This is a genomic window from Bartonella florencae, from assembly GCF_000312525.1.
Classification (GTDB): domain Bacteria; phylum Pseudomonadota; class Alphaproteobacteria; order Rhizobiales; family Rhizobiaceae; genus Bartonella; species Bartonella florencae.
The window spans coordinates 608,116-618,824 of the sequence record NZ_HE997452.1 but is presented as its reverse complement, the minus strand read 5'-3'; the positions used below and the strand labels follow the sequence as shown (position 1 = coordinate 618,824).

8 protein-coding genes and 1 pseudogene are annotated in these 10,709 nt (G+C 39.3%); 5 read left to right on the top strand and 4 right to left on the bottom strand.

Translation table 11 applies throughout. The annotated features are described in order from the left end of the window. The first annotated feature begins 288 nt into the window (after positions 1-288). The gene (locus tag BN202_RS05495) at positions 289-2,292 is read left to right on the top strand and encodes a M23 family metallopeptidase (RefSeq protein ID WP_019219608.1); all 2,004 of its coding nucleotides are present in this window, start codon (positions 289-291) and stop codon (positions 2,290-2,292) included. Positions 2,293-2,727: 435 nt separating this feature from the next. After that, positions 2,728-3,921 carry a metallophosphoesterase family protein gene (locus tag BN202_RS05490; RefSeq protein ID WP_019219607.1) on the top strand — a complete coding sequence of 398 codons (1,194 nt, stop codon included), beginning with the start codon at positions 2,728-2,730 and terminating at the stop codon, positions 3,919-3,921. Here the strand turns inward: BN202_RS05490 and BN202_RS10330 are convergent. After that, positions 3,916-4,230, bottom strand: a pseudogene (locus BN202_RS10330) (hypothetical protein); the annotation flags it as partial. The gene BN202_RS05490 and the pseudogene BN202_RS10330 overlap by 6 nt on opposite strands. Positions 4,231-4,522: 292 nt before the next feature. Between BN202_RS10330 and BN202_RS05485 the strand changes: the two are divergent. Then, a complete protein-coding gene (locus BN202_RS05485) occupies positions 4,523-6,028 on the top strand; it encodes a metallophosphoesterase (RefSeq protein ID WP_019219604.1) in 1,506 nt (501 codons plus the stop codon). Between the two features lie 48 nt (positions 6,029-6,076). Here BN202_RS05485 and BN202_RS05480 read toward each other — a convergent pair whose 3' ends face one another. The 3 genes from BN202_RS05480 to BN202_RS05470 form a co-directional block, all read right to left on the bottom strand. Next, the gene (locus BN202_RS05480) at positions 6,077-7,504 is read right to left on the bottom strand and encodes a sensor histidine kinase (RefSeq protein WP_019219603.1); all 1,428 of its coding nucleotides are present in this window, start codon (positions 7,502-7,504) and stop codon (positions 6,077-6,079) included. A 224-nt stretch (positions 7,505-7,728) separates the two neighbouring features. After that, a complete protein-coding gene (locus BN202_RS05475; RefSeq protein WP_019219602.1) occupies positions 7,729-8,283 on the bottom strand; it encodes an RNA polymerase sigma factor in 555 nt (184 codons plus the stop codon). A gap of 6 nt (positions 8,284-8,289) precedes the next feature. Then, a complete protein-coding gene (locus BN202_RS05470) occupies positions 8,290-8,493 on the bottom strand; it encodes a NepR family anti-sigma factor (RefSeq protein ID WP_019219601.1) in 204 nt (67 codons plus the stop codon). A gap of 166 nt (positions 8,494-8,659) precedes the next feature. Here BN202_RS05470 and BN202_RS05465 point away from each other — a divergent pair, with 166 nt between their 5' ends. Continuing rightward, positions 8,660-9,454: a response regulator gene (locus BN202_RS05465; protein WP_019219600.1), complete on the top strand. Its 795-nt coding sequence runs from the start codon at positions 8,660-8,662 to the stop codon at positions 9,452-9,454. A 20-nt stretch (positions 9,455-9,474) separates the two neighbouring features. Next, positions 9,475-10,488 carry a PAS domain-containing sensor histidine kinase gene (locus tag BN202_RS05460; protein WP_019219599.1) on the top strand — a complete coding sequence of 338 codons (1,014 nt, stop codon included), beginning with the start codon at positions 9,475-9,477 and terminating at the stop codon, positions 10,486-10,488. Positions 10,489-10,709: the final 221 nt, after the last annotated feature.

The window sequence follows — 10,709 nt, the reverse complement described above, 5'->3', positions numbered from 1 at the left end:
AAAAAAATCCTCTGTATCTTTTGAAAGGATGCTGCATAAAGCGAGCTTTGTAGCCTTTAAATAAAGTACTTTTAGCATGTAATTAAAGGGACATTTTTACGGTTTTTACATCCTTAATTCAACACTGTTATTGCTCTTCTGCCTTTCTTCGCTATTATGATGAGAAAAATGATAGCTGTATAAATTAAGGATTTGCATTCTCTCTAATCAAAGAATCAAATTATTGTAAAAATATATGAAGCTATACTCGTCTTTTATGATTTAATTTGAAAAGTACTCTAAAAATTTATGTGGGATAATGAACAACAGAAAAATGATCCTGGGCATGACCCCGCTCTTGTCGTAAAACGCTTGCTCCCAGCGCGTCGGCAAGTTTCTGTCCGTTGGCTCACAGGAACGGTTCTCACAGGAATCACTTCCTGTATTCTGATGGGCATTGCTCTTTTTGCTGCGCTCGATGGGCAACAACTCTTGGTAACACCTCCCCAATGGTTTACGTTAGAAAACCTCTTACAAAAACAAGATCCTGAAGCAAATGGATACAAAAGTGACCGTATTTCTCCCACCCATGCGCGGCAAAGCTTTGATAGCAAACGCCAATTTGAACTATCAATTGTGCAAAAAAAGGGACAAGAAAAAATCATTAAAAAACAACAGTTTGAATGGATTCGCATGGCTTTAGCTGAAGATCGCCCTAAGCAATATAGCTATCCTAAATTTGATTCTCTCAGCATGTTTGCCACTGATTCGAAAATTCAAGCTACTCCATCACAAGATTCTGGACATATTTATGGGGCAAAGGTAGAAACCCAAATAACCCTACGCAATTATGATTTTATTATTGATCAAACAAACTTTAATGATGCAGATGCCCTCACAGATGATGAAGCACAACAAGAATTAAAAAAAGCTGGATTTGCTTTAGAAAAAAGCGGTGAACTTCTTTCAATTTACACCCTCATTGATCCTTTAAAATTAGAAGATTTGTCTTCGCCCTCTCAATTTGAGTCCCCTGAGGTACGCATTGTTCAAGAAAATGTGACCATTTCCCCTCAAAGCCGCCGCATTGACCTCACGAAAAATTACGCGGAAGATCTTCTTCCTATTCGCAAAAAGCAAAAAATAGCCGATGTTTTCAAAAATACCAACTACACAAAGAAACAAATTGAACAGGTTGTTAGCTCTTTAACAAAATTGAACCATTCGGATACCCTTAAAGAGGGAAGCCTTTTACGCATTGGTATCATCACACAAGCAGGAGAAGAAGATCATCTGGTGCGCGCGAGTATTTATCAAGGGAAATATCACATTCTCACCATTGCCCTCAATGATAAAGGGCAATTTGTTGAAAGTGCAGAGCCCACAATGTCGCAAGTGCTTCAAACAGCTTTTCAGAATGGTATTCCCCATTCTTATGTCAGCAGTGCACAATTACCAACGGCTTATGATGCACTCTACACGGCGCTGCTGAGTCATAATGTCTCACAATCTCTCTCCCAGCATCTCATTCGTCTGCTGGCCACCAACATTGATATGAAAAGCCGGATAACACCGAGCGATCAGCTAGAAATATTTTATGCCATCCCTCAACAAAATGAGACAGCAAAAAACAACAAAGAAAGCCAAAATGACAAAAAGAATCTCAAAACAAAGGGAGTCTCCACAAACACAGATCCTGAAATTCGTTATATTAGTGTCACCTTTGGCAATACAACCTATAAATATTACCGTTATCAATCAAAAGATGGCAGCGTCGATTACTACGATGCAGAAGGAAAAAGTTCTAAACCCTTTTTGCTGCGCAAACCCACACCCAATGGTGTTTTTGGCTCTCCCTTTGGACCACGCAAACATCCTATTTTAGGGTATGTTCGCATGCACACAGGCGTTGATTGGGTAGCACCAAAAGGGTCTCCCATTATTGCTGTAGGAGATGGTGTTGTCGTAAAAATAGGCGTAACAGGAGGCTATGGAAACCATACGGAAATTCAACATAGCAATGGATATATCAGCAGCTATTCCCACCAAAGCCGTTACGCACCAGAGATCAAACTGGGTGCAAAAGTCCGTCAAGGACAAGTTATTGGCTATGTTGGAACAACAGGAATGGCAACGGGTCCCCATTGTCATTTTGAAATCATTGTCAATGGCGTAAAAGTTGACCCCATGCGCATTCGTATCCCCAACAGTAAAGCTTTAACCAATCAAGATCTACAAACATTCTTAGAGGAGAAAAACAATATTGATTCTCTGTTAAGCAGCCCAGCAACACCATCAGGAGATGTTTCTTAAGCAAATCTTTCAAAATGAACTCTTTTTTCAAGCGAGATCCTGCTTAAAACTCTCCTCCCAAGGGAAATGATCTCAAATAAACTGCTCATATCCTATCAGATTCATAGACCACAGAAAATTTGCTAAAACCAAGAAAGTCACGGACAAAAAGAATTTCTGTCCCTTTGAACGACTTTCTCTATTTTGTAATTTTTATTTTGTAATTTCCCCCATCATTTCTGTCATCTCATCCCTTATTCATGACATTGCATTTCTTTTTTCAATCTCATCAAAAAAGAAAAATCTCAAGAAATTAAAAACATATTGGAATTAAAAAAAATATGATATATTAATATTTAATGGAAATATATTTTACAAAACAACAAATTGTTTATAATGTATTTATAATTTTCTACGGCATTAATAAACATAAAAAGTAATTGAGGGGTTAATTTGATGAAATACAAGTATAAAACAACAAGTATTATTTTTTCAGCAATATTAAGTTATACAAACTGTGCCAACGGAGGGGAAATAATTCCAAATACAGCACATGATGGAACAAAATCAAAAAACCAGTTTGTAAATTTAACACATCAACCAACAGCGAGAATTGCCTCTGTTAATAATACCAAAATATCTTCAAACAGCTCAAAGAAAATTTCTAAGAAAAACTATACTGCTATCATTATGTCCGACCCACAAGCATGGTGCTTGGATTATGGTAATCCTCACGGAGAAAAAAACAAAATACTGTGGCTCAAGAAAAATAAGAAGGTTGCACAAGCAATAAAATCACAAAAAGCAGATTTTTATATTATCAATGGTGACTTAACAGAATACGGTCGTAGAGAAACCTACGAAGGTTATACAAATATCTACAAAAAACTTGATGCTCCTGTTTATGAAGGACTGGGCAATCATGATTATGCGAATAATGTCGGCAATTGTACGCTTCCTGAAGAACAGAATTCTTCAGGCGATGCATGTGCCATAGACTCTCTCTCTAGAATGATCAAAGAAATCAAAAAATATAGTGAGGAACTGCCGCATTTCAATCAAGATATTAAGGAGTTGAGTGACGCTTCTTACAAATCTGTTCACTCTATAGAAGGAAGTTTTAGTTACTCATGGGATTATGGAGATGTTCACTACGTACAACTTCACAACTATCCAACTTATACGGTTAATCTAAAACAAAGTGATAAGGTTATCCAAGTTAAGAGCTCTTTGGATTGGCTAAAAAAAGATTTAGCTGCGGCTGATGCAAGAGGAAAAATTACAATTATAAACTTCCACGATGCAATGGCATTTTTTCCTAAGAGTTCTTCACATTTTATTAATCCCCAAAACATTGAAAATCTATTGGCCTTTAAATCAATCATTACCTCTCATAATGTCAAAGCAATTTTTGCCGGTCATACGCATTATCAAACCGTTTGTCGCGCGCAGGATGACAAAGTCTTTGGAAATATCCCTGTTTATACATCAGGGGCACTCTTTAGAGGAGACTATTACCTCATCGAAGTAGAGGGAAAAAACATTCATGTTAAGGCTTATAATGGCAGAACAGGAAAACCCACTTTGATCGAGGATTTGGGTGAGATAGATACTTACACAGAATTGTTTGAGAGTTGTAGTAATTTATAAAGGCATTTTTTTCAGCCTTAACAAACAAAAGAAACTCTCAAAGAGAGCTTTGGGCGGTGCATCTTTTGCACCGCCTGTGTTCAGTCTTGGCAAAGGAATGACAATTTTTGTACCTCCCAAAGCAGAAGTTTGAAAAAGAGATTTTTCACCACATTGCATACAAAACTGTTCCACCAGCAAACGACCAAGACCGTTTTTTTGCTTTGAAATTTGTTTTCATTCCCACCCCATATTCTTCAACAATAAGCATCAAACAATAAGCATCAATTGTCTATTGGGCTCAGGACCAAAGGCGATATAAATATGACCCGCTCAGTGATCACTCTTTTAAAATACACCATATAAAAACCATAAATCTTTGTTTGAAATTCTCCCCATAGTTTGCGGTAAGAAAGATGAAATATCGCTTATACAACAACAAAATGCATAAATGGACAGAACATTTCATCCATGAATTGTTCTCAAGTTCAGTTTATTTTTAGACAGACCACATTGTCTCAATAAAGAGGAACGTAATGCATGAAAAATGGATTCAAGCGCCTCTTATGATATCGCCCTTGCCAAAAATTTTCTGAAGTTGTTTTATTTTGGGTGAAATTTTATGAAAGACAAAAAGAGAATTATTACAACGCTTTCGTTGATCATTGTTGTTTGGTTGAAGCCTTATCCATCTCATGCGCAAGATCTTTCTGTGACTCACAAAACAAGACAAAAATTTGTCGAAAAATTACCTAAACCGAAACGAATTGCCTTTGATGATCGTTCAACGGATGTATACATTGTTAATGATCTGAGCGATCCACCAACTTCTATGATCTTAATTGATAAAGGGATAGAACGCGGAGAATGGAAAAGAGGTGGGTCTTGGTGGAATATGGGGCCTTCGAATATAATTCCACCTGGCACAGCGGGAAAAGCGGCAACAACATCGAATGCTTGGCTTTTTGGCGCTGGGGGATGGGTTAAATATAAAGTAGCCGATGACGGAACGATATTAAAATTCCGATGGTATAACCCCTATAGGGGTACCAATGAATATTCCGCTACCTCAAGCAACAAAGATTATTTTTTTGAACGGATGGAAGGAGTGGGTGATAATGCAAGAACAATTTGGTATGTAAAAAGAAAGACACCTAAAAATTATAACATTATCATAGCTGCAGATCCACAACCATGGCGTTTGAATTCTGGGAATCCTAACGCATACAGCAACAGGGAACCGTGGCTCAAGACAAATAGAAAAGTTGCAGCAGCGCTAAAATCTCATATTGTTGCATTTTATATCGTAAACGGCGATTTAACAGAGTTTGGTCGCCCCCAAACCTATGAAGATTATGCAGATGTCTATAAAGACATGGTTTACCCTGTCTATGAAGGACTGGGCAATCACGATTATGCCAACAATGTTGGTGATTGTATGATACCGCTATCAAATCTTTCAAAGGATGCCTGTGCGGTGAGTGCTGTGAAAAGAATGCTAAAAGAAATGGAAAAATATAGCAGTTCTTTGCCCAAGTTCAATCAACATGTGATTTCTCGTCCGCTCCTTCACACTGAAACGGCGCATTATTTTATAACGGGCAGTTTAAGCTACTCATGGGATTATGGAGATATTCACTATGTACAGCTGCACAATTATCCAATTTATACGGTGCATTTATCTGATGGCCATATGAGAGCAAAAATAACGAGTGCTTTAGATTGGCTGCAAAAAGATTTAGCAGCAGCCCAGAAAAGGGGGAAAGTAAGCATTCTCAACTTTCATGATGCGCGTCCCTATTTTAAAGATAATGACTCGCATTTTCTCCACCCCAAAAATATGAAAAGTCTCGCTTCCTTTAAATCCATCATTACACGTTATAATGTAAAAGCAATCTTTGTAGGACACGAACATCAGAGAATTTATTGCCGTGGACAAGATGATAAGGTTTTCGGAAATATTCCTATCTACACGGCAGGGGCACTCTTTAATGGGGACTATTACCTCATCGAAGTAGAGGGGAAAAACATTCACGTCAAAGCATATAATGGTAAAACAGGCACACCAAAGTTAGTCAAAGATTTAAAAAGCATCAATTCTGTGTTGAGCACTTGTAGTAATTTATAAGGGTGCTTTTGCTTTTAACCTTAACAAACACAAAGGAATTTTGTTCCTTTATGAAGGGTTTGTATCCTTTGCACCAGCTATATTGAGTTTTGGTAAAGGAATGACAATTTTTGTGCCTCCCAAAGCAGAAGTTTGGAAAAGAGGTTTTTCACCAAATTGCATACAAAGCTGTTCCACCACCAAACGACCAAGACCGTTTTTTTGCTTTGAAGTTTGGCTTTTCATGCCCACCCCATCATCTTCAACAATAAGCAGCAATTGTCCATTTGGCTCGGGACCAAAGGAGATATAGATATGACCGGCGCGATGATCAGGAAAAGCATGTTTTAAAGAATTTGTCAGCAATTCACCAAGAATAATTCCAAGGGTTGTGGCATCTCTTGAAGAGAGACGACAATCTTTAAAATTTGTGTGAATGGTGATATTTTCCCGCAATTCAAAAGGGACAGCCAATTCGACATCATGCACCACGGAACTGAGAAACTCTGCCAAGAGAGTTGTTTCCATATCATCACCCAAGCGCAAACGACGATGTGCTGTAGAGATTGTTTGGATACGGTCGCGTGCAGCCCCAAGCACAGAACGCACTTCTTCATTTTTGCTGCGATTTAATTGTAGGCCCAGCAAAGAAGACACCGTACCAAGAGAATTGCCAATACGGTGGCTTGCATCCTGTAACAACATTTCAACACGTTGGCGTTCTTTTTCTGCATGATTGCGTGCACTTTCCAATTCTTGTGTCCGCTCTTTAACCCGTGCTTCAAGAGCGGCATTTTCGCTATGCAGCAGCAATTGATACATTTTTAAAGAGCGTATATCACGGCGAAAACGATTAATGACAAAATAAGCGGAAATAAAAGTACTCACGACAGAAACAATGGCAGCGAGTGTTAAAGCAGCCCGCATAAATGCTATCCCCTCGCGCTGTTTTTGCCGCACCACATCATCGCCATTAATAAAGCTTGTCATTAATTGGGCTAAACGCGATACCGAGATCCTAGAAACTTCTAAAGAATCAGCTGTTTGAGAAGATTGTTCTGGGAGCGTATCCAGAGCATGGATATGGGCATTCATAAAATCTTTTCGTGCTTGTACTTCCTTTTTAAAAGCCGTAAACCACTCATACCATTGGGGATGTGCATAAACAATAAGCTCCGTATAATCGAGGATATCCTGAAGTTCTCGTGCAGCATGTTCAAAATGTGCTTTATCTTCTGGTTTTCGGGTTTTTGCATAGCTACGATCCGCGATAGCCATATCGATTAAGCTAATGAGCGCCAAATCGGCCTGTTCGCGCAATTCTGAACTTGTATTCAACTGTGCAATTTCTCGATCAACGGCATTTGAGAGCAGTATAATAAAAACAGAAGCCAAAAGAGCCATCACCAGAGAAACAATAATAGCCAGCCAACGCCAGCTTGAGATACTTGCATCAGAAGAGGGATTTTGAGGAAGCAAATTCGTCTTTGTTGTCATAGAATTTCCATTGGCGAACCTGAAAATCGTCATTTTTCAGCACAAAGGAAGGCACCCTTATGGAACCTAATGCAAAAAGCCCGCGAGAAATTTTCATACAGACTTTCCTTATTTTCCTAAGGTTACAGAGCAAACTTCTGCATTTCCTCAGATACTGACTTTACTGTAATAGCTATAACGGGAATAAAAAAAACAAGGCTATCAACCATAATTATTATACTTTTTTAGCCGTTAAATGAACACAATGTACTCCCTGCCGAATAAGCATCGGGTCCATAATCAGATTTACCATTCACCTTGAGGAGTTCCTGCAGGCGATTACGTGCCCTACTCACACGACTTTTAATTGTTCCCACAGCACAGCCACAAATAGCAGCAGCATCTTCATAAGAAAAACCTGATGCCCCAATAAGAATAATGGCTTCTCTTTGATCGGCGGAGAGCATATTTAAGGCTTTTTTAAAATCTTGCAAATCGAGCGATCCATATTGGGCAGGATGAACAGCGACATTTTGGGTAAACACCCCATCACTGTCCTGAACTTCTCTTCCTCTTTTCCGCATTTGGCTATAAAATTCATTGCGCAAAATTGTAAAAAGCCAAGCCTTAAGATTGGTGCCCATTTCAAAACTATCCTGCTTTGCCCACGCCTTCATAATAGTATCTTGGACCAAATCTTCTGCTTTATCATGCTTGCTACTTAAAGAAAGAGCAAAAGCTCGCAAAGCTGGGAGAACCAACAGGAGTTCCTGTTTAAAATTTTTCACGCACTCTGCCATAAAGGTTTAAACCTTTTCCACATTGTGTAAAGCAAATTGCTCTGCGTGCTCCAGTTTGTCCAAAAGCTCCAACAAACGCCGTGGCAGTGCCTCTTCTTGAATTTCCATGTAAAACTGGCGTAATTTTCGCCCTATTTCGCTATTGGCACCAAGAAGATCCTCTCCAAACGTGAAGTGATTGGTGAGATTTTTTTCATCACGGTCGTTCATTTTTTGTCCCCCTAATCCATATAATATAAGTAGTGCCGAGAAGATTTTCGCTCTATGGTTGTAAATATAGTTGTCTGTAAAAAGTTCCATACGAAGAGAGGAACTTTTTCATCACTCAAAGATTTCAACTACCAAAGTACTTCAAAGGTCAAAGGAGTTATAAAACATGTCATTATCCACGCGCATCGCACCACATCTTCCCTATCTTCGACGTTTTGCCCGCTCTGTTACAGGCAGCCAAACCTCTGGCGATGCTTATGTTTCAGCGATGTTGGAAGCACTGATTACAGATATTTCGATTTTTCCGCAAAAATCCAGTGACCGTATTGGGACCTATTGGCTTTTTTGCCATCTTTTTGACCAAACCACACCCAATATTCCAGAGCCGCTCCCACAATTTGGTCTTGAACAAAAAACCAGCGCGAAATTATCGTATTTAACGCCGCGTGCACGCCAAGCCTTTTTATTGATTGCCGTAGAAGGTTTTAATGAACAAGAAGCCAGTGAAATCATGTCTCTTGAGGCAAAAGAGTTCCGCAAGCTTCTCAGCCAAGCATCGACGGATATTTCTCAACAAATAGCCACACAAGTTATGATTATAGAAGATGAGCCTCTAATTGCGCTGGATATTGAACAAATGGTAGAGAGTCTTGGCCATAAGGTAGTAGGCATAGCACGAACCCGTGATGAAGCTGTCATTCTGTATCATAAAGAAAAACCACGATTAATTTTGGCTGATATTCAATTAGCCGATAACAGTTCAGGCATTGATGCGGTCAATGACATTTTGCAAAAAGACCGCATACCAGTGATCTTTATCACAGCTTTCCCTGAAAGGCTCCTGACCGGCGAGCGTCCAGAACCGACTTTTTTAGTCACCAAACCTTTTAATCCTGATATGGTAAAAGCGCTTATTTCGCAGGCTTTATTCTTTCAAGAGAATGCGTCCAAAGCGGCCTAAGACAGGGTAACATCTTCACTATGATCGTTACACCTTTTCAAAAGCCACCGGTGGATAAATCGCACTTAAGCGCTCTGATGCAAGCGATACGGGGCGCTGATATTTGCGTATTATATCAGACAACCAATTTGGTCTATTTATGGGCAGAAAATTTGCCGCAGCATTTGCATAATAAATGGCGTATGGGATGTCGCGACAGTGATTTTTTTTCGCTTGATATTGCGGACAATATGGAAACCATTAAATTACAGGTTCTAGCCACCGGCAAAATGCAAACCATTGAAGCACGCTTTGAAGATATGAGCAAACAAGCGATATGGTATAAATTTTCTATTGATTGTCACCGTAATGATAATGGAGACATCATTGGTATTATCACCACGGGTGTTGATATTTCAGGATTACGTCGGCGTGAACAAGTATTAAAAATTCTACTTCGAGAAGTGAGTCATCGTTCTAAAAATCTTCTTGCCATCATTCAAAGCATTGCCAGTCAAACAGCACGCTATACGGAATCGCTGCAGATTTTCTTACGCAAATTTCAAGGTCGCCTCCATTCTCTTTCTCATTCTCAAGATCTCATCACCGACTCTGATTGGCGTGGAGCGCAATTTCGTGAATTGGTACAAACGCAGGCTTTAGGCTACTTGATGAAAGAAACAGCACGTTTTTCTTTTGAAGGTGTAGATCCTTATCTTTTTCCCAATGCGGCATTACATATTGGTTTAGCTTTTCACGAACTCATTGTGAATTCTCTTTCTTTTGGTGGACTATCACAAGAAAAGGGTCGTGTATGTGTAAGCTGTGAAATCCACACAAAAATGAATGAAAAAATGGAACTTCTCATCACTTGGAATGAACATTTTGAAGCAGGCACAATTCTTTCTAACGATCAAAAAGCTTGTTTTGGCAGTGCTGTTCTAGAAAAGATTGTTCCCGCCTCTGTCAATGGTTCGGCTTCTTTCACATTGAACGAAGAAGGAATTGTTTATCGCTTGTCTGTTCCGGATACTTATTTTGATATTTTTCTTTAAAAAGTGATAAAAACAGTAATAAAAACGTTGTAAGTTATAAAAGGAAAAAACGATACAAGATAAGAGATCCGCAAGAACTTTTTCCTCCCGCCCCATTATCCAGCCCCAAAACACAGCAAGCCCACTTTATGAAGGCTCTAACACAACCGCCCTTGCGGAAAGGCCCTTGCGGAAAGGCCCTTGCGAAGGCCTGCGAAGCCTGCGAAGCCTGCGAAGCCTGC

Bases quoted from the DNA above. Each gene is read 5' to 3' on its own strand.
- BN202_RS05495 (WP_019219608.1), top strand. From the start codon at position 289: ATGTGGGATAATGAACAACAGAAAAATGATCCTGGGCATGACCCCGCT.
- BN202_RS05490 (WP_019219607.1), top strand. From the start codon at position 2,728: ATGAAATACAAGTATAAAACAACAAGTATTATTTTTTCAGCAATATTA.
- BN202_RS05485 (WP_019219604.1), top strand. From the start codon at position 4,523: ATGAAAGACAAAAAGAGAATTATTACAACGCTTTCGTTGATCATTGTT.
- BN202_RS05480 (WP_019219603.1), bottom strand. From the start codon at position 7,504: ATGACAACAAAGACGAATTTGCTTCCTCAAAATCCCTCTTCTGATGCA.
- BN202_RS05475 (WP_019219602.1), bottom strand. From the start codon at position 8,283: ATGGCAGAGTGCGTGAAAAATTTTAAACAGGAACTCCTGTTGGTTCTC.
- BN202_RS05470 (WP_019219601.1), bottom strand. From the start codon at position 8,493: ATGAACGACCGTGATGAAAAAAATCTCACCAATCACTTCACGTTTGGA.
- BN202_RS05465 (WP_019219600.1), top strand. From the start codon at position 8,660: ATGTCATTATCCACGCGCATCGCACCACATCTTCCCTATCTTCGACGT.
- BN202_RS05460 (WP_019219599.1), top strand. From the start codon at position 9,475: ATGATCGTTACACCTTTTCAAAAGCCACCGGTGGATAAATCGCACTTA.